General features: G+C 53.2%; 24 protein-coding genes. 12 read left to right on the top strand and 12 right to left on the bottom strand.

Translation table 11 applies throughout. From position 1 onward, the window contains the following. Positions 1-7: 7 nt before the first annotated feature. Entirely contained in the window at positions 8-676 is a 669-nt protein-coding gene (locus ABQ298_11735) for a zinc metallopeptidase (GenBank protein MEQ9825045.1), read from the top strand. A gap of 90 nt (positions 677-766) precedes the next feature. On the opposite strand, the gene ABQ298_11730 is transcribed toward ABQ298_11735, so the two are convergent. Genes ABQ298_11730 through serA form a run of 4 tightly spaced genes read right to left on the bottom strand, consistent with a single transcriptional unit; the run spans position 767 to position 5,274 of the window. Beyond that, positions 767-1,672: a uracil-DNA glycosylase gene (locus tag ABQ298_11730; GenBank protein MEQ9825044.1), complete on the bottom strand. Its 906-nt coding sequence runs from the start codon at positions 1,670-1,672 to the stop codon at positions 767-769. Between the two features lie 24 nt (positions 1,673-1,696). Then, positions 1,697-2,980 carry a homoserine dehydrogenase gene (locus ABQ298_11725; GenBank protein MEQ9825043.1) on the bottom strand — a complete coding sequence of 428 codons (1,284 nt, stop codon included), beginning with the start codon at positions 2,978-2,980 and terminating at the stop codon, positions 1,697-1,699. Then, positions 2,977-3,660: a glycerol-3-phosphate 1-O-acyltransferase PlsY gene (gene plsY / locus ABQ298_11720; protein ID MEQ9825042.1), complete on the bottom strand. Its 684-nt coding sequence runs from the start codon at positions 3,658-3,660 to the stop codon at positions 2,977-2,979. Before plsY ends, ABQ298_11725 begins: the two co-directional genes overlap by 4 nt. A 9-nt stretch (positions 3,661-3,669) precedes the next feature. Continuing rightward, positions 3,670-5,274 (bottom strand): phosphoglycerate dehydrogenase, encoded by a 1,605-nt coding sequence (gene serA, locus ABQ298_11715; protein ID MEQ9825041.1) that lies wholly within the window; start codon positions 5,272-5,274, stop codon positions 3,670-3,672. A 398-nt stretch (positions 5,275-5,672) separates the two neighbouring features. On the opposite strand from serA, the gene ABQ298_11710 reads away from it, so the two are divergent. Beyond that, a complete protein-coding gene (locus ABQ298_11710) occupies positions 5,673-6,572 on the top strand; it encodes a flagellin (protein ID MEQ9825040.1) in 900 nt (299 codons plus the stop codon). Positions 6,573-6,609: 37 nt separating this feature from the next. After that, positions 6,610-7,362, top strand: a complete 753-nt coding sequence (locus tag ABQ298_11705) for a hypothetical protein (protein ID MEQ9825039.1) — start codon at positions 6,610-6,612, stop codon at positions 7,360-7,362. Positions 7,363-7,371: 9 nt separating this feature from the next. Here the strand turns inward: ABQ298_11705 and ABQ298_11700 are convergent, their stop codons facing one another. Beyond that, on the bottom strand, positions 7,372-8,181 hold the full coding sequence (locus ABQ298_11700) for an FKBP-type peptidyl-prolyl cis-trans isomerase (protein MEQ9825038.1): 810 nt from the start codon (positions 8,179-8,181) through the stop codon (positions 7,372-7,374). An 84-nt stretch (positions 8,182-8,265) separates the two neighbouring features. On the opposite strand from ABQ298_11700, the gene ABQ298_11695 reads away from it, so the two are divergent. The 4 genes from ABQ298_11695 (at position 8,266) to dprA (ending at position 12,624) form a co-directional block, all read left to right on the top strand. Then, the gene (locus tag ABQ298_11695; GenBank protein ID MEQ9825037.1) at positions 8,266-9,015 is read left to right on the top strand and encodes a ribonuclease HII; all 750 of its coding nucleotides are present in this window, start codon (positions 8,266-8,268) and stop codon (positions 9,013-9,015) included. 116 nt (positions 9,016-9,131) lie between these two features. Continuing rightward, entirely contained in the window at positions 9,132-9,887 is a 756-nt protein-coding gene (locus tag ABQ298_11690) for a pyridoxine 5'-phosphate synthase (protein MEQ9825036.1), read from the top strand. A gap of 26 nt (positions 9,888-9,913) precedes the next feature. Further along, complete coding sequence (locus ABQ298_11685; protein MEQ9825035.1) at positions 9,914-11,446, top strand: NAD(P)H-hydrate dehydratase; 1,533 nt, start codon at positions 9,914-9,916, stop codon at positions 11,444-11,446. Next, on the top strand, positions 11,443-12,624 hold the full coding sequence (dprA, locus tag ABQ298_11680) for a DNA-processing protein DprA (protein ID MEQ9825034.1): 1,182 nt from the start codon (positions 11,443-11,445) through the stop codon (positions 12,622-12,624). The genes ABQ298_11685 and dprA overlap by 4 nt, the downstream gene beginning before the upstream one ends. Positions 12,625-12,696: 72 nt before the next feature. Here dprA and ABQ298_11675 read toward each other — a convergent pair whose 3' ends face one another. From ABQ298_11675 to rfbB, 4 genes are all read right to left on the bottom strand, one after another. Further along, on the bottom strand, positions 12,697-13,566 hold the full coding sequence (locus ABQ298_11675) for a glycosyltransferase family 2 protein (protein ID MEQ9825033.1): 870 nt from the start codon (positions 13,564-13,566) through the stop codon (positions 12,697-12,699). Between the two features lie 34 nt (positions 13,567-13,600). Further along, entirely contained in the window at positions 13,601-14,533 is a 933-nt protein-coding gene (gene rfbA, locus ABQ298_11670; GenBank protein MEQ9825032.1) for a glucose-1-phosphate thymidylyltransferase RfbA, read from the bottom strand. A gap of 57 nt (positions 14,534-14,590) precedes the next feature. Beyond that, positions 14,591-14,941, bottom strand: a complete 351-nt coding sequence (locus tag ABQ298_11665) for a four helix bundle protein (protein ID MEQ9825031.1) — start codon at positions 14,939-14,941, stop codon at positions 14,591-14,593. 62 nt (positions 14,942-15,003) lie between these two features. After that, positions 15,004-16,074 (bottom strand): dTDP-glucose 4,6-dehydratase, encoded by a 1,071-nt coding sequence (rfbB, locus tag ABQ298_11660; GenBank protein MEQ9825030.1) that lies wholly within the window; start codon positions 16,072-16,074, stop codon positions 15,004-15,006. A 144-nt stretch (positions 16,075-16,218) separates the two neighbouring features. Between rfbB and ABQ298_11655 the strand changes: the two genes are divergently transcribed. From ABQ298_11655 to rfbD, 4 genes are all read left to right on the top strand, one after another. Next, positions 16,219-17,070 carry an ABC transporter ATP-binding protein gene (locus ABQ298_11655; protein MEQ9825029.1) on the top strand — a complete coding sequence of 284 codons (852 nt, stop codon included), beginning with the start codon at positions 16,219-16,221 and terminating at the stop codon, positions 17,068-17,070. Then, positions 17,067-17,885: an ABC transporter ATP-binding protein gene (locus ABQ298_11650; protein MEQ9825028.1), complete on the top strand. Its 819-nt coding sequence runs from the start codon at positions 17,067-17,069 to the stop codon at positions 17,883-17,885. Before ABQ298_11655 ends, ABQ298_11650 begins: the two co-directional genes overlap by 4 nt. A 130-nt stretch (positions 17,886-18,015) precedes the next feature. Then, positions 18,016-18,582 (top strand): dTDP-4-dehydrorhamnose 3,5-epimerase, encoded by a 567-nt coding sequence (gene rfbC, locus ABQ298_11645; GenBank protein MEQ9825027.1) that lies wholly within the window; start codon positions 18,016-18,018, stop codon positions 18,580-18,582. Further along, positions 18,579-19,457: a dTDP-4-dehydrorhamnose reductase gene (gene rfbD, locus ABQ298_11640; protein MEQ9825026.1), complete on the top strand. Its 879-nt coding sequence runs from the start codon at positions 18,579-18,581 to the stop codon at positions 19,455-19,457. Before rfbC ends, rfbD begins: the two co-directional genes overlap by 4 nt. Before the next feature lie 298 nt (positions 19,458-19,755). Here the strand turns inward: rfbD and ABQ298_11635 are convergent, their stop codons facing one another. Together ABQ298_11635 and ABQ298_11630 are read right to left on the bottom strand one after the other, a co-directional pair. Beyond that, positions 19,756-19,908 (bottom strand): hypothetical protein, encoded by a 153-nt coding sequence (locus ABQ298_11635; GenBank protein ID MEQ9825025.1) that lies wholly within the window; start codon positions 19,906-19,908, stop codon positions 19,756-19,758. A 352-nt stretch (positions 19,909-20,260) separates the two neighbouring features. Then, positions 20,261-20,725, bottom strand: a complete 465-nt coding sequence (locus tag ABQ298_11630) for a hypothetical protein (GenBank protein MEQ9825024.1) — start codon at positions 20,723-20,725, stop codon at positions 20,261-20,263. A 140-nt stretch (positions 20,726-20,865) separates the two neighbouring features. Between ABQ298_11630 and ABQ298_11625 the strand changes: the two genes are divergently transcribed. After that, on the top strand, positions 20,866-24,798 hold the full coding sequence (locus tag ABQ298_11625; GenBank protein MEQ9825023.1) for a vitamin B12 dependent-methionine synthase activation domain-containing protein: 3,933 nt from the start codon (positions 20,866-20,868) through the stop codon (positions 24,796-24,798). Positions 24,799-24,856: 58 nt separating this feature from the next. Here the strand turns inward: ABQ298_11625 and ABQ298_11620 are convergent. Beyond that, positions 24,857-25,331: hypothetical protein (locus tag ABQ298_11620; protein ID MEQ9825022.1), on the bottom strand; the 475-nt coding region annotated here is incomplete at its 5' end.

Here is a 25,331-nt window from a genome sequence, read left to right as displayed (position 1 = left end):
AACAATTATGGGACTGTATATTCTATTGATCATCATTCCGCTATTGCTGGGGCTTTGGGCCCAGGCAAAGGTATCGGGAACTTACAACAAGTATTCCCAGGTACCCTCACGCAGCGGCATTACCGGACGGGAGGCTGCTGCCTACGTGATGCGTCGCTTCGGTATCGATGACGTGGAAATCGTTGCCATTCGCGGCAAGCTTACGGATCACTACAATCCCATGACCCGGCAACTTGCGCTGAGCAAGGATAACTATTATGGCACGAGCCTTGCCGCGTTAGGGGTTGCCGCACATGAAGCGGGTCATGCGATTCAGCATGCTGTGGGATACAAAGCACTGCAGTGGCGCATGTCACTGGTGCCGGTCACTCAGATTGCCAGCCAGATGCTTCCTTTTGTGATGATTGGAGGATTTCTCTTTGGCATCATGGGCCTGGTCAAGCTTGGCGTTGCGGTTTATTTGATCCTGACCCTTTTTCAACTGATTACGCTGCCCGTGGAGTTTGACGCCAGCGCGCGTGCCAAAAAGGAACTCGCGGGGCTGGGCTTCGTCGGCGAAGAGGAACTGGTGGGTGTGCGGCGCACACTGGATGCGGCGGGCCTCACCTATGTGGCGGCCTTTGTGGCTTCACTGGGAAACCTGCTCTATCTGCTGATGTTGACGCGCGACGAATAACAGCAGAACGGGAATTTAACGAATAGGCGGTGAAAATCTTCACCGCCTTTTTGTTGAGTTGATGCAAGCTGCTTGCAGTGTGGGATCCATTTAGGATTTAAAGAAATTTTGCTGTTTTTCAGTGATGGGCATTCTGAGACGCTGCATGACAGTAAGCATATCCTCCCAGATCAAACGCTTCACTCGATTGGTCCCATTTCGAAGGATGTAGGACGGGTGGAAACTGATGAGTGTTGGGATGCCTTCAAAATCATGCCACTGGCCGTGACTGCGGGTGATGGAGCGCTTTGGATCGTATCCTAAGAGACCGTTGACGGCCGTAGCACCGAGGGCGACGATGACCTTCGGACGCACAACGGCAACCTGTGCCTTGAGATAGGGTAGACAGAAGGCCATTTCCTGCTCAGTGGGAGGGCGATTTCCGAACGGTTGATCCGTCTCGGGGCGCCAATTCATGATGTTTCCAATGTAAACTTGCTCCCGACTCAGGCCCATTGTCTGGATGATGCGGGTGAGCAGCTGTCCCGCAGGTCCCACAAAGGGTTCTCCCTGAATTTCTTCCTCTTCACCCGGAGCTTCTCCGCAGAAGAAGATATCGGCATCAAGATTGCCAACACCGAAAACCACTTTTTTGCCCGGGCGAACGTGGCGGTTGCAGACCTCACACTCCTGCACACGCTTGCGCAACCAGTTCCACTGTGAAGCTTTATCCCCTTCTGGCAATACGACCTCCGGGATGACATGGAAATCCTTCTGCCTGGCTTTCGAAGCGGGATCGTGGGACTTGTCAGTCGACTGTTCCGGTTTTGAGTCAGCCTGAAGCGGGGGGGTGGGAGATATTTCCCTTGTGGGCGGCTGCGTAGCAGATTTTGCCGCGATGTCTTGTACGCTCGATTCGAGCAGGGAGAGCGTGTCTGGTTCAATCAGGAGACTGGAGACACCCTGCTGCCGGAGTTTTTTCAGTTCGGAAAGAAGGGTGTCGAGATGTTCGCGCATGGGGTAAGTAAACCCATCCTGATCTTAGATTTCAAGAATAGGAAACACCACAATGTCGTCCTTTACGAAACTATGATTGAGAATGGCCTGACAAGCGAGTTTGACATCCTGATCGCGGCAATCGTGTGTGGTCAGCGTGATGGAGGCAGAAGCGCGTCGGGTATCAAGCGATTGGTCAATGGTTGAAATGCTGATGTTGTTTCGACTGAGAATTTGAGTGATCTCAGACAGCACACCCCGCACATCGTCAACCTCAATGCGAAGATAGTAGGACTGGTGAATCGCTTCAGGAGTCGCGAGAGAAGCGGTTCGATCTGCAACCATGAGTTTGCGTTCTTTGGGATTGCGAACCAGATCCACGATGTCACTGATGACGGCACTGGCAGTGGGTTCCCGACCCGCACCGCGTCCGATAAGGAAGGAAGTTCCGACGATGTCTCCCTGAATGCAGACACCGTTAAAAGCATCTTCTACCGCAGCCAGATTGTTGCTCATGGGAACCAGAGAAGGGCGGACCGAGCATTCGATGCAGTCCTGTTCCGGTATTCTTCGCAAGGTAGCGATGAGCTTGATCTTGTATCCCTGCCGTGCTGCAGCCCGCATGTCGTGTAAGGATACATTTCGAATACCCTCTACATGAATATCATCGATAGAGAACCATTGCTGGTAGCAGAGGTAGGCCAGGATGATGAGCTTGTGGGCTGCGTCAAAGCCATCAAGATCGAGGGATTCATCCTGTTCCACATATCCCAGTGCTTTGGCCTCAGCCAAGGCGTCAGGGTAGGGGATCGATGCGCGTTCCATGCGCGTGAGGATGTAATTGGAAGTTCCGTTGAGAATGCCCTGCAGGGAATGGATGCGGTTTCCGACGAAAGCTTCCTGAATGACTTTGATGATAGGGATGCCGCCTGCGACACTGGCTTCGTAAAGATACTGCACACCTGCGAGCTGCGCGGCTTCAAGCAGCTCTCTGCCATGTTCGCAGATCAATGCCTTGTTTGCAGTGATCACGGATTTCCCGTTTGCAAAGGCGCGGAGTGTCAGCTCTCTCGCATCGCGGATTCCACCGATGAGTTCGATGATCACATCAATCGATGGATCTTCCACGATGCTCATGGAATCCGTGGTCAGTGCATGCTCAGGGATGGATACATCCCGCCTCTTGCTCAGATTGCGAACGGAAGCTTTGACGGGCACAAAATCCACATCCAGTTTTTCGTTCCAAACCTTGGACTTCAATATCAATTGTTCCCATACTCCCTGACCAACTGTGCCAAGTCCGAGAAATCCGATGCGAATGGTTTTCATGATGCGTTGGAGCGTTTGCCAGATGCATGGCGCTGCTTTTCAAATTTGTGCTCAGTGCCGTTGAACAACCGGGTTATATTGCTCTGGTGACGAACAAGTATCAGCAGGAAGACGGCAGCAGCAATACTGCATTCAATCCATCCATACGACCGCAGCAACTGCCAGTCCATCCACCAGAAGACAGAGCAGAAGAGGGGAAGACTGGCTGCAAATGCGATGGAAGCGAGCGACACATAGCGAAAGGCGTAGAAAACCAGCACCCAGATTACCATGCCGAGCAGAACAACCGGTGCCATGATCGCGAGCAAGCCGCCCATTGCCGTGGCGACTCCCTTTCCTCCACGAAAACGAATGTAGAGTGAAAAAGAGTGTCCGGCCAGTGCACCTGTGAGTCCCGCCAAACTCAAGACAACGGGTGGAAGCGAGCTGGAGGTCCATGCGTGAAGGGACGGGATGAAAGGCCACAATGCGACGACAAATCCCTTGAGCAAATCCAGGAAAAACACGAGGTTTCCGGGACCCTTACCGATGGATCGCTTGACATTGGTTGCACCGGGGTTGCCACTGCCAACCGTGAAGATGTCAACACCATGGGCTTTTGCGACAAGGACCGCACTCGAAAAAGAGCCAATCAGATAACCCACCAGTGCACAAAGGCAGAGCAACAAAATCGGATTCATGGTGTCACATTATTTAATGCGGGTCAGGTCGACCAGCTTGAGATCGACAATGCGGTCACTGGATGTGATTTCGGCAACCGCTTCATCACTCGGAAATTGGTCGAGTTCAAAGACGACAAGAGCGTTTTGACCCGCCTCGCGACGGTTGAGTGTCATGTTTGCGATGTTGACCTGATGTTTTCCGAGGATGGTTCCAAGCATGCCAACCATGCCGGGCATGTCCTTGTTTTCGACCAGCATGAGCACATTGCGCGGCGTTACTTCAAGGTCGCGACCGTTGATGGAAACGATACGGGGATCCAGATTGCGACCCATGACGGTGCCCTCTACACTCAAGGAGCTGCCATCCTCGAGAATGGCTTCGATCTGGATCAACTCACTGTAGGGAGTATCACTGCTCGACTTTGTGATCTGCCCCTCAATGCCCAGGCGTTTCATGTAATAACCCGCATTGACATCATTGATCTCCTCTCCGGAAATCTGCAGGAGATAGCCCTTCTGAATCGCGCGGTTCAAGGGCATGGTATCCAGTTCGACCAGACGTCCATAGTAGGTGATCTGCAGGCGCTGAATGGTATCGGGTGTGAGCTGCTGCACGGTTGTGCCAAGAATTTGACCCAATCGGAAATAGGGTCGAAGCTGCTGAAGGGTGTGGGCATCCACCGAGGGTACATTGACGGCGTTACTGATTACCCCTTCCTTGAGAATGCGGGCAATGACTTCGGCAATCTCGATGCCAACATTGTATTGCGCTTCTTCTGTTGAGGCACCGAGGTGCGGGGTGAGCACCAAATTGGCGCATTTGCGAAAGGGATGGTCTGCGGGCAGGGGTTCTTCCTCGAAGACGTCGAGGCCAGCTGCACTCACCTTTCCGCTTTCAATCGCATCGATCAGATCCTGCTCGTGAATGAGGCCCCCGCGTGCGCAGTTGACCAGCCTCACACCCTGCTTCATTTTTGCGAATGCATCGCGGTTGACCATGTTGCGGGTTTTGTCCGTCAAAGGCATGTGCACCGTGATGTAGTCCGCACGCGCCCATACCTCATCCAGATCCACTTTCTCCACATTGATGGCCTTGGCCCTTGCTTCGGTGAGGAAGGGATCGTAAGCAATGACTGTCATTCCAAATGCCTGGGCACGGGCTGCAACCTCTGCACCGATGCGACCCAGGCCCAAAACTGCGAGTGTTTTGTCCTTCAGCTCAACTCCTTTAAGCGATTTCCGATCCCAGTTCCCCTGTTTCATGGAGCGGTCCGCCTGCGCGATGGGACGCGAACTGCAGAGCAAGTGAGTCATGGTGAGTTCGGCAGTTGCGATGGTGTTCCCACCTGGAGTATTGACGACCACGATGCCGCGTTCGGTTGCTGCATCGAGATCGATGTTGTCCACGCCGACACCCGCGCGTCCGACTGCCTTGAGCAGGGGTGCTGCGGCAATGACATCTGCGTCGATTTGGGTTTCACTGCGTACGACGATGGCGGAGACCGAAGGAACGATGTTGAGGATTTCCTCCTTCGTGGAACCATAGGCTTCGATGACCTCAAATTCCTTCTGGTTTCGAAGGAATTCAACTCCTGTTTCTGCAATTTTATCGGCTACAAGTATTTGGAACATGGCAGTTACCCTGATGCGGTGACGTGTTTTTTTGCTGCGTTGCAAATGCGTAAAGCAATGAGATCAATCACGCAGGCCAAGTGAGTCAATGCCGTTCTCCAGATAGGAATTTTTTTCCAGCAAGGGAGGTGTAACCGATATTCTTCCCGATGCGGAAGCAAAAAAAGCGAAAGATTGAAGCGATTTATTGAATCCAGGCGATTGTTTGAATTTTTCTTAAACTGCTTATTTGTAGCAATTTAAAGATGTTCGAAATCTGCCTGTTCAACTCTTTTTCCGGATGCAGGTCAATCGATTTTATGATTTTGGCATGCCTCAAGCTTGGTGGTCGCAGAACTAAACAGAACGTCATGGACAATATCTCCTTATCATCTGGAATGCGAACCAACCTGTTGAGTTTGCAAAAGACAAACGAGTTGCTGAGTCGCACCCAGGAGCGACTTGCGACTGGGCGGAAGGTAAATTCCGCCATTGACGGACCGACCGCCTATTTTGCCTCCCTGAGTCTTCAGGACAGGGCATCTTCATTAGAGGCGCGTCTGGATGGAATGGGTCAGGCGATTCAGACTATCAAATCAGCGGAAACGGGTTTGAATACGATTCGATCCCTGTTGGACCAAGCCAAAGCAATTGCCAACGATGCCGGTGATAAGGCATTGGTGGAGGAACGCCGGAATCTGGGTGTGCAATTCAATGAAGTGATGCGCCAGATCCAGACCGTGGCTGCGGATACCTCTTATCTGGGGGTTAATCTCATCCAGCGTTCAGATCCGAGTGACATGGCAGGGGATGACCAGGATATCGTGATTCAATTTAACGAACGAATCAATGAATCCACACTGGTGATCACAGGATTCAATATTTACGGACCTGTTTCCGAGCTTGATGCAAACGGAGAAGCAGAGGGACCGCTGTCACTTTCGAGTTCGACCAACACCTTTACGAGCCTGCACGTCCAGACTCACGGGATCGATGGAGATTCCTGGGAAATGGATTGGGGCGATGCGAACTTTCGGGATGTGCTGCGCACGGTCATTACACAGGTGGAGTTGTTTGATGATCAACTCAAGGTGCAGTCTGCAAAGTTGGCGAATCAGCTCAACGTGATCACGCTGCGGCAGGAGTTCACCAAGGACATGGTCAATGAGTTTGAAATTGGAGCGGACAACCTGACCATCGCGGATCTCAACGAAGAAGGTGCAAATCTTCTGGCATTGCAGACCTCTCAGCAGCTTGGAATCAGCTCGCTCTCGCTGGCATCCCAGGCCCGGCAATCCGTGCTCCGCCTCTTGGGTTAATGAACGAAATCGCAGATCGAATTCAGTCCAAACATCGATGATGAATCCAGCAGGCGCATTACAGCTGAGCGCACAACCGGGGCAACTGGAAGTGCGATGGCAGTGTGGGAATCTCGTTCCGGGCGGGAACCGCTCGGGAGGAACGACGGGCGGAGAGCTAGTCGACTGGTCCCGTAAACAACTGTCAGCATCACTGGCGCTGAATCAGATTCAGCTGATCGTGCAGACTGCGCTGAACGCATCAGAGGGAATCACCTGCATGATGGATGCTGCGCGCTGTCGTGCTCTGGAATTGAAGGACGCTCACAATTCCCAGGCAACCGCGAGCATTGTGGATGATGTGGATGCGTTACTGGAGCAAACTGATGCCATGGTCGCAGAGGCGGCTTTGGGTTCCATCAATCTGCTGGGTTGCAGTGAAGGATGCTGGAGGATTCCCTACCTGTTGTGCGAAGTGCAGGCTGGGGAGCACTACCATAATCTCATCACAACGGGGATATGCATCGGTGCGATTCGAGAGACTGTTGATGGGGGTATCCCTCGTTTGGTCGGACTCTACGCATTGAGTACTGACGAGACGGATCCCGTCTGCTGGATTCCCTCCCTATCGTTCACCCAGCAGCTTCAGGACAGTGAGGTTGGTTGCGAACTGAGCGGGAGAGAGGTGGACCGTTTTGTCACAGAGGTAGAAAAACTGCAAAGCACGGTATCGCAATTCCAGCAACAATTGTATCTGTACAAAAAGCAGGTCGATGACGCAGTCACCGACCTGGCATTGGAAACACTCTGAACCTGCGTTTTATTCGCTCGGTTCGGGTGGAACGGGCAAGTCCTCAGCAGTGGGAAGTTTGGCTCGTTGGATGTCCTGCACCGATATGTCAAAGATGAGCAGCGAACCTGCTTCAATGGGGCCGCCGGGTCGGGGATTGTCGCCATACCCCAATTCGCTGGGAATGTAGAGGCGGATTTCGCCGCCCTTGCCGACCAGCTGAAGTCCTTCAGAAAATCCGGGAATCACACCCGCGAGCGGGAAGGTTACCGGGCTTTCCTCGTCCATTGCTTCATCAAACACCGTACCATCGATCAAGGTGCCCCGGTAGTTCACGGAGACAGAATCACGAAGACTGGCGGGTTCGCCCTCGCCGGCTTTGAGGATTTCATAACCGAGTCCGCTGTTGGTAAAGGAGACGCCATCCGATGATTTGAGTTCTTCTACAAACGCTGCGGCAGCTGCCTTGTTTCGCTCGCTGTCAACTGCGGATTTCTGCTGGTGGCGCTCCTGAAGAAATGCACTGATAACGCCGACGCTCTCCTGCATGAAATTAGCTGACTGACCGCCCTCGATTCCCTTGCGGAATCCCTCGACGATAGCTGCCTTTTCTTCGGCGGTGAACTCCAGTTCGTGCAGATTGGTGGAAACTGCAAAATAGGTTCCAAGCGTCTGGCAGGTTTGCAGTGTTTCACTGGTGGGAGCAGATGCCTCGACCTGAGGTGATGTGGACACACTGGTCCCCGATGAAGTGGTTTCATCAGAAGATTGGGAGTCGTTGCACCCGATCAAGACCAAACTGGCAAGAACGGGTAGGGTGAGAATACTCGGATATTTCATAAGTTTAGGTTACAGATTATATGCTCGACGCAGTGTTCAAACATCAAGCATATTCTGGACTCACCCGGAAGTCGACGCTTGGGAATGAATTCAGTTTCGGACAGCTATCGTGCATTTGACCGGCAGGGTTACGCTTCCGGCTGCACCTGGCTCATCGGAGTGGATGAAGCGGGCCGGGGACCGTTGGCAGGTCCTGTTTTTGCGGCTGCCGTTGCAATGCATCGAGATGCCTGCGACGATGCCTTGTTCAGCTCAGAGACATGGGGCGTTGTGAAGGACTCCAAGCAACTATCGGCTGCGAGAAGGCAGGAATTGCATACGCAACTGATGCGTTTGAAGGGACCTGGGGCTCATATTCAGATCGGAGTGGGTGCGGCCAGCGTGGAAGAGATTGATCGATGGAACATTCTGGTAGCCACGCGCATGGCGATGTATCGCGCGCTGATCACGGTGCAGGAGCGGTTGCCGGGATCGGAGCCGAAACTGCCTCGAACGGATGCGTCTCTTTTTGAGCTTACAGGCGACTGCGCAGGCAGCCCGGTTGAGGTATGGGTGGATGGATTGCCACTCAAGGATTTCCCCATCGCGCACCGAGCATGGGTAAAGGGAGACGGTCGCTCGTGGTGCATTGCACTGGCATCCATCCTGGCCAAGGTCGAGAGGGATGCCTGGATGCTGCAGTGCCATCGGCAGTATCCATGGTATGGCTGGGATCGAAACATGGGATATGGAACCTCCGAACACCGAGATGCAATTTTGAGCCGTGGCACCAGTCCCTTTCACCGGCGAAGTTTTCTGAAAAAGCTTCTCAACAGTGGGGGAAGCATGACTTGAAATCGAGGCGGAGTGGAATTGATTTTTTACTTTGTAACGCGCAGCACAAGCGCATAAGTTGGTGGTTTCTCAAACACCGAACAGCCAAGTGCTGATACCCAGTCGAGTAGTCAAAGATGAAACGCGAACCCATATTGTTAGGCGTCAACATTGATCACGTGGCAACGATGCGTCAGGCCCGTTACCGTGATGCAAGCCAGTTGACTGGAGGAATGGTCGAGCCGGACCCACTGATCGCCGCACATCTCGCGGAGAAGGCCGGCGCCGATGGAATTACGGTGCATCCGAGAGAGGACCAACGCCACATTCAGCGCAAGGATGTCGTTCGCTTGCGACAGAGCATCCAGACACGACTGAATATGGAAATGGCGTGCACCGAATTGATGACGCGATTTGCCTGTGAGGTACATCCCGACAGTGTCTGCCTGGTTCCCGAAAATCGGGAGGAAGTGACGACTGAAGGAGGATTGGACATCGTGACACACTATCGACGGGTAAGGGATGTTATTCGTGCGATGAATGCGGAGGGTATTCTGGTGAGTTTGTTCATTGATCCCGAGAAGGAGCAAATCGATTGTGCGGCGGAGCTTGAAGCGGACATGGTTGAGTTGCACACGGGTGCGTTTGCCCATCATTTCTACGATGTCCAGGGCGAGCTTGAACTCGAAAAGCTCACAAAGGCGGCGGAGTATGCCTGTGGGGCCGGATTGACTGTGAATGCGGGTCACGGCATCAATTATGTCAACATTTCCCACATTCTGACGATTCCTCACCTCTACGAACTGAACATTGGACACTCGATCCTTTCACGTGCGGTTTTCTATGGACTGGAGGAAGCGGTCAGAGAGATGAAGCAGCGTATGAGCCGCTGAGAGGAAAAGCGGGCATTCCGATCATCATGCGGTGGCACCATGCAATCCTGAATTGTTCACAGAGTCGTGAGCTCGAACATCGCCTGCTGGGTGATGATCCACAAAAGGTGGACGCTGCGATGAAACGGGCGGGCAGGGGGCTGGCACAGCAGCTGTCGCAGGATTTGGGAGTGCGACTGCAGATCGATAAGTGTCATTGTTTGCTTCTGTTAGGCAAGGGACACAATGCTGGTGATGCGATGATTGCCGGGCTTTCCCTGCTGGAACGGCACGCAAACCTGAAGATTACAGCTGTTCCCGTATTGGGGGCGGATCAGCTAAAGGGGACGGTTGCGGTACACTGGAAAGAACTCTGCTCGCATGCGCGTGTTCGTACAAGCTCGCTCGATGATTTACTGAACAGGGATGGAAAACTTCGGTTTGACCTTTCCATTGACGGAATCTTTGGCATGCAGTTTCGCGCACCGTTTTCGGATGAGCTTGGCGATGCGATTCGGCGACTGAATGCGAGGGACTTGGGGGTTCGCATCGCGGTGGATTTGCCCAGCGGGATGAGTGATGCCCCCTCATCGTTGGTATTGCGAGCGGATTTCACATACGCCACTGGCATTTTGAAAAGCCCGCTCATTGAATCGGGGAATCTAAAGCATGCAGGTCGTCTCCGCTACGTGGATATCGGGTTCTTTGACGATCTTGAGGAAGCTTCCGAGCTTCGGGTTGTTGCACCGGCGCTGATGCATTCTCTGGCAGCGTTGCGTCCGGTAGACTGTGACAAACGCAGCTTTGGGCATCTGCTCGTGGTGGCAGGGTCGCGCCGAATGCCCGGTGCCCTGTGCATGTGTGTGCGGGCTGCTCTTCGATCAGGAGTTGGATTGGTGACCGTGTTGGCTCCGGAGTCTTTGATCCATCCCTGCGCAGTGCAGATGCCTGAGGCCATGTGGATTCCCTGGCCGGAGACTCCGGAAGGAGACCTGGCGCTGGAGGGAGTTGGCATGTTGGAGAGCCTGCGCGACCGAATCACTGGGGTAGTGATGGGACCCGGCTGCGGTAGAAGTCAGGAAACGCAGGCATTGCTGGACGAAGTGGTTGATCGCTTTGAAGTGCCACTGGTGATGGATGCAGATGCCTTGTCGAGGGAACGCATGCAACGGTTGCAGGCACGTTCGGCTTCACTCGTCCTTACGCCGCACGAGGGAGAATTCCGCCGAATCGCAGCACTGGAAAAATCAGGCAATGTGAATGCGGAACAATTGCGCGACTTCGCTGCGAAGTTCCCGAATGTTGTGGTCGTGTTGAAGGGACCCGTGACCCGTCTCTGTGCAAATGGGGAGATTGTGCATTTTCCCTGGGGCAATCCGATTCTCGCCCGAGGTGGGAGTGGTGACATTCTTGCAGGATTGGTGGGTGGAAAAGTTGCAATGCCGGGAAAAGTTGCATTGAGTATCAGGGTGGCCCAGGCGGTTGCCTGCCACGCCATAGCAGCGGACCGGCTCTTTGCTCAAAAGGAAGAGACGCACGTCTGCACCACTGACATCCTCAACCTCCTCAATTCCTATTGAATCCACTTGATCAACCTCGCTACGCCTGGATCATCCTCAACGCAATTTCACACATCGGTCCTGTCATGGTTCGCCGTCTGCTCGATGCATTTGGACAGGATCCATGCCGTATACTCAAGGCCAGTCCATCCGAACTGATGCAAGTCAAGGGGGTTGGAGAAAAGGCGGTCCATTCCATTCGTTCGTGGAAACAATCTTTTGATCTCCCGAAGGAATTGCAGAAACTCGATGAAGCGAATGCCGTTTTTATTGCCTGCGATGAGCCGCATTATCCGTCGATCTTGTCCCAGTTGTATGATCCTCCCATCGGACTTTACCAGTGTGGACACTATCATTTAACAGAATCACAGCCAGCCATTGCGATTGTCGGATCGCGCCACGCAAGTTTGTACGGGTTGCGAGTGGCCCGGCAGTTTGCTCAGCGACTGGCGTCAATGGGGTTTTGTATTGTGAGCGGTTTGGCCCGTGGAGTGGATACGGCAGCACATGAAGGTGCGCTGGAAGCAGGAGGGGATACCATTGCGGTGCTGGGAAACGGACTGGACATCATCTATCCACCGGAAAATCTGGAACTGTATCGTCGGATTGAACGCAATGGAGCCATCCTCTCGGAATTTTGTTTTGGAAGGAGGGCGGATCGCCAGACCTTTCCCATGCGAAACCGGATCGTATCGGGCCTATGTCAGGGAGTGCTGATCGTGGAGTCGGATGAGAATGGTGGGAGTATGATTACGGCACGTTTTGCCCTGGAGCAGAACCGCCAGGTCTATGCGATTCCGGGCCGCATAGATCAGGCAAACAGTCGCGGATGTCACCGGTTGATCAAGGAAGGAGCCTTGTTGACAACATCGGTTGAGGATATTCTCGATGATTTGCAATATCGTGTACAGCAGACAGAACTGTTTGACGATTTGAATTCGGGAAATGGTGAAACAGCAGCACGAGCAGATGTGGATTCTCGACCTGAGTTCAGTCAGACGAAAAAACGCTGGCAGACGCTGTCTGGGGAATTGCTCGAACTCTGTGAAGTATTGAACAGGGAAGGGGCGTTGACGGTGGATGCATTGTCGGATCTGACATCGCGTGATGTGGCACGCATCCATGCTTCCCTGATGATGCTCGAACTGCAGAAACACATTGTGCGCCAATTTGACGGTACCGTAGCCCTACGGGAGTAGGGGATGTGATTCCTAACTAAACTGAGCGAAGCTCGGTCCCTCTTCAATCCGGGCGCTGAGGTCCTCGAATGATCAGGGACGATAGTGCAGTCTCTGGCGCATACGGTCATTTCGCAGCATGCGTCTCGCCAACCTCCACTTGCCGAAATTGAAGCGCCACCACTGTCGGGCATAGCGCTGTAAGTATTCAGGTGCCCAGTCCCGTTCTCCCCAGGCCTGAGTGGTGGAAGCCCACTGCTTGCGAAAGCGTTCCGCATTGGCGTCGTTGTGCTGGTGACGCCCTGGAGATGAGCTGACGCAGTGAAAGATGCGACTCTGATTGGCAACGTAGTGCTTACGCCCCTGCAGGCGGAGACGAACGCACAGGTCGATGTCTTCAAAGCCGTTCCGGTAGGCTGTATCGAAACCACCAGCCTGCTCAAATAGAGCTTTCTCGATTAACATGCACGCTGCGGTGACTGCGTACCACTCAGTTGTGGTCGCAGTTGGGGCAAGCTTGCGATGCTTTCGGGCCTGGCGGGGCATGCCGTCGAGTCCGAAAAACACGCCTGCATGGTCGATCAATCGGGTGTTTGGGTTGAACTGGATGTTGCCAACGATGCCCACGTTCTCGCTGGAGTGAAAAGCATCCAGCATCGGCTGCAACCAGTTTTCCGTGAGCAGCAGATCATTGTTGAGAAACGCAAGCAGGGGAGCCTTCGCAACAGAAGCTCCTCGGTTGTTACTTGCGGCAAAGCCGAGATTTGTTGTGTTGTGCAGCCAGCGTATGCGCGAGTCGTCGGCAAATTCTGCCTCCAGGGCTGCTGTGGATTCCGTGCTGGCGTCGTTGACCAGAACCAGTTCCCAGTTGTGTGCTGCAGTGTACTGCTGAAGCGACTGAACGAAGGCCCTTGTGAGATCGTGGCAATTGTAAAGTGCCGTGATGATCGAGAGGTCCGGCATGGGTGGGAAAAAAATCCAGAGAGCGAAAATTCAATCAGCTGGAGCGCCGGGATGCCAAGACGTTGACAATGCTTCGCAGATAGCTTGCGTAGGGAGTTTTTCCGAGCTGTGCTGCACGGTTTTCGAGTTGATCCTCATCGATCCATCCCTGCGTGAATGCGATTTCTTCCAGGCAGGCGATTTTCAACCCCTGACGGCTTTCGATGGCTTGCACAAACTGACCCGCTTCGAGCAGCGCATTGGGATTGCCAGTATCGAGCCATGCTGTCCCGCGGCCAAGCAGCTCTACACGCAGCTTTCCCTGTTCGAGGTAGACACGGTTCAAGTCGGTGATCTCCAACTCGCCGCGAGCGCTGGGTTTGAGGTTTTCGGCGTATTCGACGACGTGTTCATCGTAGAAGTAGAGTCCGGGAACGGCGTAGTTCGACTTTGGGTTTGCCGGTTTTTCCTCAAGCGAGAGCACCTTGCCGGTTTTATCGAATTCGACGACGCCATATTCTTTGGGATTGGCGACATAATATCCGAAGACGGTGGCCCCTTCTTCCTGAACCTTACCTTTTTGCAGGAATTTTGTGAAATCGTGCCCGTAGAACAGGTTGTCTCCCAGGATCAGGGTTCCCGGTGCACCATCGAGAAATTCCTTTCCAATGAGAAAAGCCTGGGCAAGCCCATCGGGAGAGGGTTGTTCCGCATAGGAGAACTGAACCCCGAGATAGCTTCCGTCGCCAAGCAGTTTTTTGAAATGAGGAAGATCGTGCGGAGTGGAAATGATCAGAATCTCGCGAATCCCGGCCAGCATCAGCACGGAGATCGGATAATAGATCATGGGCTTGTCATACACGGGCATGAGCTGCTTGCTGACGGCGATGGTCAGCGGATAAAGTCGGGTGCCCGAGCCGCCTGCAAGAATAATTCCACGGCGCGCTTTGGCGCGCGAGTTTGAGTTGAAGTCAGAAGTTGAAGTCATATGAGTAAAGCGGGTTCTAAGATTCAGTGCTTTGGGGTTCGTGAAAAAAAAGCCTCATTATTTCGAGTTTTCCAGTGATTTGATAAGTCCGTAAAGCATTCGGGAAATTTCGAGAAGTTCCGAATTCCATTGGGTTGCTGTTACCGCATCAATATAGTTCAGTTTTTGTGCGAGATGCGTTTGTGAACGAAGTTCGCCAGCCGAGCCTTTTGCATATGAGAGAAAATTTCTGAATTCAGCTTTACTGAGGCGTTCAGATCCTTCGGCAATGTTATTGGATATAGAATCAGCAGAGCGTTGGATTTGATCCCGAAAACTGAAATCCCGGCAACTCGTAAAGGTACTATGGACCTTTACTGAAAGCCCGATTGATCGTTTCCAGACTTCCAGTTTTTCAAAGCCTTCCATTAGAAAATTTCTATTTCAGGGTGCTTTCTTAAAACTTTCAACTTTAACTCTGGACTCAAGATCTACGCATCTCCAAGGCGCTGGCGCTGGTATTTTCCGCTGGTGATCTGCTCACACCAATCTTGATTTTCAAGATACCAGTCGATGGTTTTGGCGATGCCGGTTTCAAAGGTTTCGGAAGGAGTCCAGCCCAGTTCAGATTCGATTTTCGAGCAGTTGATGGCATAGCGACGGTCATGGCCGGGGCGATCTTTGACAAACACCTTCTGAGTTCCGTAGGATTTGCCATCCGCACGTGGGCGCTTGGCGTCGAGCAGGGAGCAGATGGTGTCGACGATCTCGATGTTGGTTTTTTCGTTTTTACCCCCAATGTTGTAGGTTTCTCCGAGACGGCCCTTGATCAAGGCCGTCCAGATACCGGTGCAGTGATCGGTAACGTAAAGCCAGTCGCGCACATTCATGCCATCTCCGTAGATGGGCAAATTTTTCCCTTCCAAGGCATTAAGGATCATCAGCGGGATGAGTTTCTCCGGAAACTGGAAGGGACCGTAGTTGTTGGAGCAATTGGTTGTGATCACAGGCAGACCAAAGGTGTGGTGATAAGCTCGCACAATGTGATCACTTGCTGCCTTGGATGCAGAGTAGGGGCTGTTGGGGGCGAAAGGTGTGGTTTCCTCGAAGGCGGGATCGGTCTCACTGAGTGACCCATAAACTTCGTCGGTGGATACGTGAAGGAAACGGAAAGCTGCCTTCTGCTGGCTGTCGAGTTCCCGCCAGTATCGCATGCATTCGTTGACGATTCGAAGCGTCCCGATGACATTGGTCTGGAAAAACGGTTCCGGTGAGTCGATGGAGCGATCCACATGGGATTCTGCAGCGAAATTTACAACGGCATCGATGTGGTTTTCGATGAGAAGACGGTGGATGCATTCGGCGTCTTCGATGCCTGCTTGCACCAGTTCATAGCGTGGGTCGTCAGCGACATCCCTGAGGTTTTCCGGATTGCCTGCATAGGTAAGCTTGTCGAGATTGATCAGCTTGTGCACCTGCGGGGATGTCGAGGCATCGGAAAGTAGAAATCGAACGAAGTTTGAGCCGATGAATCCGGCACCGCCAGTAACGAGTATGCGCATCAATGGAAATGGAGTTGGGTTATCGTTTACGTTTGATGTTGGTCTAGGTGTGCGGAGTGTGCAACGCAATCCTGAAATCTGATCGTTCGGGAATCCTCTGAGCATGCTTGCATTTGTGCCAAGTTCGGAATTGTGTTGGGCACTGTGAGTGATTCGGAACCGAACCAACTGCCCTTGCTGGATGTGAGCAACCTTCGCATCCGTTTTCGCCAGCGCCGCCAGATTCAGGAGGTGGTGAAAGGTGTGAGCTTTTCCATCCGTGCAGGAGAACGTGTTGCCTTGGTGGGAGAGAGTGGCAGCGGCAAGAGCGTGACCGCGCTTTCGCTCGGGCGCTTGCTGCCTCCTGCGCCAACCTGCGAGGTCTCCGGAGAAATTCGTCTGGATGGCAACGATGTGATGGCGCTCAATGCCAGGGAGTTACGCACGCACAGGGGACGTGGAGTCGCCTATATTTTCCAGGAACCTTCCAGTTCGCTGCATCCGCAATACACCGTCGGTGAGCAAATTCGCGAAGCCATTCGCTTGCATCAGCCTGAAGTGAGGGATGTGAAGCAGGCGATCATCCGTGCGCTGGGTGAGGTCGGTATTCGCGATCCCGAGCAGCGCTACCGTTCTTTTCCGCATGAAATGAGCGGGGGCATGCAGCAGCGGGTGATGATTGCGATGGCACTTGCGTGCCGCCCCAAACTGCTCGTGGCGGACGAACCCACAACTGCACTGGATGTGACGATCCAGGCACAGATATTGGAATTGATCCGCTCTCTGCAGGATCGTAGTGAAATGGCGGTTCTGCTGATCACCCACAATTTTGGCATTGTGGATGGGTTTGCCGACCGACTGCTGGTCATGTACCGTGGCAATCTTGTGGAAACCGGGGAGACTGGAACGGTGTTGAAGCAGCCCAATCATCCCTACACCCAGGGCTTGATTCGCTGTATTCCGCGGTTGGGCAGTCGTCAGCGGCGACTCGTGACCTCAAACATGATGAGCGAATGATGCAAGGAAGGACTGTGATGGAAGCGGAATTGCTGGAAGTCTGTGATTTAAAGGTTTGGTACAACACCCGCCGTCAAGGGAAACTGCAGACGGTGAAAGCCGTTGACGGGGTCTCATTCAAGCTTATTGAGGGAAAGACCACTGGACTGGTGGGTGAAAGCGGCAGTGGCAAGAGCACCATCGGGCGTGCACTGGTGCGTTTGGCTCCGATCACTGAGGGAAGTCTTATCTATCGGGGCGTTTCCATCGGAAAACTGAACGAGCGGACTTTTGCCGGAATACGCAAAAAGATCCAAATGATTTTCCAGGATCCCTATCATTCACTCAATCCGCGCATGACCGTAGCGGCAATGTTGGAGGAGCCGATGAAACTGCATTTCCCCGAATGGAATGCCGAACGCCGACGTTCGCGCTCCCGTGAGCTGTTGGATCAGGTGGGGCTGCCGGAAACTTCGCTGACGCGCTATCCGCACCAGTTCAGTGGAGGTCAGCGTCAACGCCTTGGCATCGCACGCGCCATGACCGTCGAGCCAGAGATTCTCATTTGCGACGAAGCTGTGAGCGCACTGGATGTATCGGTTCAAGCGCAGATCATCAATTTGTTGCAGGACTTGCAGGAGCAACATGGCTTTACCTACCTGTTCATCGGACACGACCTGGCTGTGGTGGAACACATCAGTGATCAGGTGTTGGTGATGCAGCATGGCAGAATCGTCGAGTCGGGGACCCCAGAGGCTATTTATGCCGATCCGCAACATGCCTACACGCGACGCCTGTTGGATGCAGTTCCCAAATTGCAAGGCCTCGCGCATTAAAATCGCAGAATCCACAGGATGTTTCTCCGGTTGTTGGGAAAATCCGCATGATGCACTGAAAAGGGGTTGAGAAATCGTGGATTCGGTGATTGAACCGATGTTTTCTGTTCACTGACGAACGAACTGACGCATGAAGTTGATTTCCACAGCCCTTCCCGGGGTCGCCATCCTGGAACCCCGTGTTTTCGAAGACGCAAGGGGGTATTTTTTTGAGAGCTACAGTGCTCAGAAACTTGCTGAACTCGGCATCGACATCACGTTTGTGCAGGACAATCAATCGAAGTCGAGTTGCGGAGTGATCCGAGGGCTGCACTACCAGCTTCCGCCGCATGCCCAGACCAAGCTGGTGCGAGCGGTTGAAGGAAGCATCTATGACGTAGCTGTTGATGTAAGGAAGGGGTCGCCGACATTTGGAAAGTGGGTGGGGGTGGAACTCAGTGCTGAAAACAAGCGGCAACTGCTGATACCGCATGGGTTTGCCCATGGTTTTTCCGTGCTTTCATCGACCGCAGTGGTGCAGTACAAGTGTGATGCTTACTACAGTCCTTCATCGGAAGGGGGGATTCGCTTTGACGATCCGCTTCTGGGTATCGACTGGCAAATCCCAGGCGACCAGGCTAAGGTTTCCGAAAAGGACCAGCTCCTGCCTTCCTTTCATCAGGCCAATTTTAACGACGCATTCCCGTTTTCATCATGAAACAAATCCTCATCACCGGAGGTAACGGACAGCTTGGCAGCGAACTCCGCGCACTCCAGGACGCTTATCCCGCCTTTTCCTTCAAGTTTACCGATGTGGAGGATTTGGATATTACCAGTCCGGCTGCACTCGCTGCGGAGATGGACACGTTTGCACCCGACTACGTGATCAATTGTGCAGCCTACACGGCCGTGGACAGGGCAGAAGGCGATATGGATATTGCAACGTTGATCAATGCGACCGCTCCTCGTTATCTGGCGGAAGCAGCTCAACAACGGGGCGCTACTCTCATTCATATCTCAACGGACTACGTCTTTGACGGAACAGCGCATCGTCCATACACCGAAGAGGTTCCCACTTCCCCGGACTCAGCCTATGGCTCAACCAAGCTCGAAGGAGAGCGCCACGTATTGGAAAGCTGTAAACACTGCATCGTGATTCGCACCTCCTGGTTGTATTCCGCCTACGGAAACAACTTTGTGAAGACCATGAAACGCCTCGGCATGGAACGGGATGAACTGGGTGTGATCTACGATCAGGTGGGAACCCCAACCTATGCGGGAGATCTTGCCAAAGCGATACTCGACATACTTCTGATACTCGAGTCCGGACGGGTTGAGCAGGCGTATGGGATCTATCACTACTCCAATGAAGGCGTCTGCAGCTGGTATGATTTTGCGGTAGAAATCTTCCGTCGAGAATCGATCAATTGCAAAGTGAAGCCCATCGAAACAAAGGACTATCCGACCGATGCCAAGCGTCCGCACTACAGCGTCCTGAACAAGGGAAAAATCAAGTCAACCTTTGGACTTGAAATCCCACACTGGGCAGAGAGTCTGCAGGTTTGTCTGGATGCGCTGAAAGGCGCCAGATAGCGCCTTTCAGAAGGTTAAAAGGCCGATGCGAAATCAGGAATTTCGCACTGCCCAACTCACATGACGCGCGTCACGTGAAATCCACGCGAATGGGAAGCACCACGCGCACGGGCACTGGAGTACCGTCGACTTTGGCTGGTTCAAATTTCCAGCGTGCCACCGCATCCATTACGGCTGAATTCAGCCGGTTGTTTGTGCTTTTGACACAGCGCAGTCCAGTAACTTCACCCGTTTCCGAAACGAGGAACGCGACGTAGACGCGACCCGTCTGATTTCGGAGTTCGGGAGTGACCAGGGGCTACTGCTGATCAATGGGTTGTGGTTTTGCTTCGATTTCACGGATGTCCACTGTTGCAGCAATTTCTTCAGCAGTGAAGATTTCGCTCGCAGTGGCAACGCTTGCCATCACTGGGATCGCAAGCAGTAGGAGGAGGTGGTGAATGGATTTCATTCTTTATGTTCTGGTTGATTCAGCTAGATAGGATCTCCGAAGCCAGAACTCCCGCTTACAGCGTACAGGATACATTGCATTTTTCGGCAATCCACCATTGCATTCACAATGCTGAATACCGAGAAATAACCCCCTAAACACCCTGCAGGGCTCCGACTTTCGGAGCCACTTGCTCTTTGGTTTTCGGAAGCTTCTGAAAACTCTGAAATCTCAAATGTGAGGAAGGGGCGCTTTTACGTCGATTTGAGGAAGTTGTAATCTGACGGTAACAAAAGAAACTGCCGTGAGAAGCGTATGAGTAGCTGTGATTCTGCGGCAGAAATGGAACGAACTTTGTTGAAAAACCGAAGCCTCAGCAATGGGTTCCGTTGGAGCTGCTTCCATGATCTGTGGCACGACCATCGTAACCGTAGAAGTTCAGCATCTGTTCAACAATTTCGCGAAAGGACTCAAGATTGGGCAGGTAGCTTCCAGTTTCGGCGCAGCAGGTCAGATAGCCAAACGCATGGGCGGTTTGTTCTGCAGGAACACTGTCTCCCTTGCGTTTGAAAAAGACGAGTGCTGCCTCCGCCCAATCGCGAACACTGTAGGGCGAATGATCGATCCAGCGCTTCAGGTCGGCAGCTTTTTTGCCATTTTGGAGCAGGCGGCTGATGACTTCAGTCAGCAGTTCCAGATCTTCGACTGTGGCGGCTTCCTCGAGCCAGGAAGCTAGAAAGCCCGGGTCGATTCCCTGTTTCATCAGTGAGTTCCATGTGTTATGGGTGTTGGGACTGAGTGGGAATTTTTCGGCCAGCGATTGGAGAAGCGGGTTCATGACAAATCGAGCAAATGTGTGATAATGTGATGGTTAAATAGAAGTTGCCTGATCAGATACGTGTGCTAGGGTGAACGGTTATGGCGTCTCTCTACAGTTGCAAACCATTGACGAAGTCCGGGCAAGCCTTCATTGATTTGTTGGCCGAACGAATTGTGGTATTGGACGGTGCCATGGGAACGATGATCCAGCGGCATCGTTTGCAGGAAGCCGATTTCCGCAATGCGGATCTGGCGGATGCAACGAAGAACCTCAAGGGAAACAATGACTTGTTGAGCGTTACCCGGCCGGATGTGATAGAAGCGATCCATCGTGGATTCCTCGAAGCGGGATCGGATCTGATCGAAACCAACACCTTCAGTGCAACAAGTATTGCTCAGGCAGACTACGGTTTGCAGGACTGGGTTGAGCGCATCAATCTCGACAGTGCGCGCCTGGCTCGTCGAATTGCGGATGAGGTGGCAGCAAAAGAAAAGCGCCCCGTGTTTGTCGCTGGTTCGATCGGACCGACCAATGCGACGGCTTCCATCTCGCCGGATGTCAACCGCCCCGAGTATCGGGCCATACGCTTCGATGATCTCAAGGCAGCATTTTTTGAGCAGGCGAAAGCGTTGCTGCAAGGAGGAGTAGATCTGTTTCTGGTAGAAACGATTATTGACACGCTCAATGCCAAGGCGGCGCTAATGGCGATCGAGGAACTCTTTGATTCCCTGGAGTATCGTCTGCCTGTTGTTGTGTCTGTGACGATCACAGATCGATCAGGGCGAACGCTGTCTGGACAGACTGTTGAAGCATTTTGGAATTCAATTCGCCACTTCAAACCCTCCTGTGTCGGATTGAACTGTGCCCTTGGTGCGGATCTGATGCGACCATTCCTCGAAAAACTGGCAGAAGTGGCGGATACGTATGTGCATGTGTATCCGAATGCAGGTTTGCCAAATCCTCTGAGCGAAACGGGTTATGATGAGACTCCGGCACACACGGGCAGTGCCGTAGGTGCATTTGCCAGAGATGGTTTGGTGAACATGGTCGGCGGCTGTTGTGGCACAACGCCAGAGCACATCGCACAGATTGTTGCCGAGTGTCGGCAATACCCCGCCAGGAAACTGCCAAAACTGAGGCCTGCACTGAGATTGAGTGGGCTGGAACCGCTGAATGTTTATCCTGATGAACGCACTTTTCTTCAGGTTGGGGAGCGCGCCAATGTCACAGGATCGCCGCGTTTCAAGAAATTGATCAAGGCTGACGACTTTGATGGGGCACTCGATATTGCCCGCTCGCAAGTGGAGAAAGGGGCACACGTCATCGATGTGAACTTTGACGAAGGCATGCTCGATGGCGAAGCTTGCATGGAGCGCTTCCTTTGCTTGATTGCATCCGAACCCGATATTTGCCGGGTTCCGGTGATGATTGACAGTTCGAAATGGTCCGTGATTGAAGCTGGCCTCAAGCATGTGCAGGGCAAATGCATCGTGAATTCGATCAGCCTGAAGGAGGGTGAAGATGTGTTTCGGAAGCAGGCCCGACTAATCCAGCGATACGGGGCGGCAGTGGTCGTGATGGCGTTTGATGAAAACGGACAGGCGGATTCTGAGGATGGAAAGGTCGCTATCGCCCAGCGATCTTACCGCATCCTCACAGAAGAGGTCGGAATGGATCCACACGATATCATCTTTGACCTGAATATTCTCACGGTCGCAACTGGTATGGAGGAGCACAATGCCTATGCGCTCAACTTCATCGGAGCAGTGCGACGGGTGAAAGAACTATGCCCCGGCGCCTGGACCAGCGGCGGGCTTTCCAACGTATCCTTTTCATTCCGCGGGAACAACCCTGTGCGTGAGGCGATGCATGCGGCTTTTCTGCATCATGCAACTGCTGCCGGACTCGACATGGCGATCGTGAATCCGGGGCTGCTGATGAACTATGAAGACATTCCACCCGAGTTGAAATCGAAAGTGGAAGCGGTGCTGTTGAACACATCACCGGATGCAACCGATGCGCTGATTGAACTGGCCGAAGCCATCAAGGATGGCAAGGTGTTGGCACCCGCTTCCACGGGTGCGGAATCCGCGTCAGCGGGTAGCGGCAGTCTCGAGGATCGCATCAATCAGGCCTTGCTGAAAGGCATGACGCTTCTGCGGGATCTCGCAGCGCAGGCGATGGAGAGCAAGGACCCGTCAGGAATCGAAGCCTTTGTTCGTTCAGAGGCTGGCAATTTGCCTGACATTGCTGACAGTTCGACAAAAAAAAAAGCACCAGCTCCAGAAACAACGGTAGCTGACGACTGGCGTGCCTTGGATGTGGAAGGGCGCATCAGCCACGCGCTGGTCAAGGGTATCACCCAGCACATTGAAGCGGATGCCGAAGAGGCGCGTGTAAAATATGGGAAACCGTTGGATGTGATTGAAGGACCGCTCATGGATGGCATGAAGGTGGTCGGCGCTCTGTTTGGTGAAGGCAAAATGTTTCTGCCACAGGTCGTGAAGAGTGCGCGCGTGATGAAGAAGGCAGTTGCGTATCTACAGCCGTTCATGGAGGCAGAGAAGCAGAAATCCAGTGACGCTGGCACCTTCGTGATCGCAACGGTCAAAGGGGATGTGCATGACATTGGCAAAAACATCGTTGGTGTGGTGCTCGCCTGCAATGGCTACCGCGTGGTGGATTTGGGCGTGATGGTCGATTGTCCCAAGATCCTGGAAAGGGCTGTAGAAGAGAAGGCAGATTTTATTGGGCTTTCTGGCCTGATTACTCCGTCGCTGGACGAAATGATCAGCAATGCGAGGAGTATGGAGGAAAAGGGCATGAAAACACCACTGCTCATCGGTGGAGCTACCACGTCCAAGGCGCATACGGCGATCAAGATCGCGCCCAACTATTCTGGGCCAGTTGTTCATGTGGGTGATGCATCACTGGTGACCGAAGTTTGCAACCGACTGCTCAGCGCCAATCACCGGGAAACGTATCTTCAGGAATTGCGCGATCAGCAGGCAGCCGCCCGAAATCGATTTGAAGAGGGTGGTGACAAATCGGTGAAATACATCACTCTGGAACAGGCGCGAAGCCAGTCACTACAGCTCGATTGGAATGCTGCTTCTATTCGCGTCCCCGAGCGCACTGGCGTTCAGGTGCTTGAGCAAATCGATGCGGAAGCAGTGCTCGACTATATCGATTGGTCGCCCTTTTTCCATGCATGGCAGCTGCGTGGGAAATTTCCCAAACTGCTCGAGCACGCCAAGCAGGGAACACAGGCCCGTGAGCTTTACCGCGATGCCTTGCGGGTGGTGAAGGATCTCATCGAGAATGACCGCATCCATCTCAGGGGTGTGTGTGGACTCTTCCATGCCAATGCAGTGGGTGATGATGTGGAACTGTATGGTGATATTGAACGGGATACTGTGCTCACGCGCTTGCACTTCCTGCGTCAGCAGAAAGAGAAAATCGGCGACGAGGCTTCTGGAGCAGCCTACCTTTCGCTCTCAGACTATGTGGCTCCGCGCTCCAGTGAGCTGATTGACTACATGGGAGCGTTTGTGGTGACTGCAGGACGCGAGGTGGAGGACTATGCGGCCCATTTCAAGAAAAAGGGAGATGACTATGTTTCGATTCTGATTCAGTCGCTTGCGGACCGCTTTGCCGAAGCAAGTGCCGAATACTGCCACAAATGGATTCGTGATCAGTGGGGATACGGAGCGAAGGAGTCGGTCAAATTTGGTGAGCGCTTTCCGTCAGCTGAAGGAACCGTGCACCCGTTTAACGATTGGTTGATTCGGGAAAAATACGAAGGCATTCGTCCCGCCGCTGGTTACCCCTCATCACCCGATCATACGGAAAAGCAGTTGATCTGGGATTTGCTCAATGCGGAGGCACACACCGGTGTTACTCTGACAACTTCATTTGCCATGAATCCACCCGCATCGGTATCCGGGTTGTATTTTTCGCACCCTGATGCGTCATATTTCCCGGTGGGTCGCATCCAGAAAGATCAGGTGGAGGACTACGCTGAACGCAAGGGCATGCGTGTGCAGGAGGTGGAGCGCTGGCTACAGAGCAATCTGGCCTACAACCCGTAAACTCGATGTTGTTGAGCCGTGGAGTAGATTGGGGAATACCGAAAATCTCACGATTTTGCTATTCCCCAAATGCTTCAGCTTCGTTCTGAACCACCGACAGATTGCGCAGGAAGCGCTCAAAGGCTGGAATGGCGGGAGCGACCTGTGCTTCCTGCCCAATCAGTGCAATTTCGACCCAGTGATCCTCGATCAGCACCCAATAGATTCGATTCCGAATGGTGGGTCCCTGTTGCTCTCTGGGTTCAATGCTGTAGTCAAAGTGAACCGTTTCGCCGCCGAGCAGGTGTGCGTTGAATCCCGAATCCCGGAAATCCGCCGGCATGTCATTCAGTTTCAGACGATGAGAGTATTGTTGGCGCAGACCCGCCAGAAACGCAATGAGGTCATTCCTTTCATAGCTGAGTGCGAACGCACTTTTTCGGAAGACCGTGAAGGTCATGAGCAGATCAGGAGCATAGCGGTTGCGCAGTGCGATGGAATAGCGACCCGTGAGGGTAGGGTCTTCCTGCCAGTCCCGTGGTACGGAACCCTTG

It is taken from the genome of Puniceicoccaceae bacterium, assembly GCA_040224245.1.
In the GTDB taxonomy this organism is placed as follows: Bacteria; Verrucomicrobiota; Verrucomicrobiia; order Opitutales; family JAFGAQ01; genus JAKSBQ01.
This window is presented reverse-complemented; position numbering and strand designations above follow the sequence as displayed.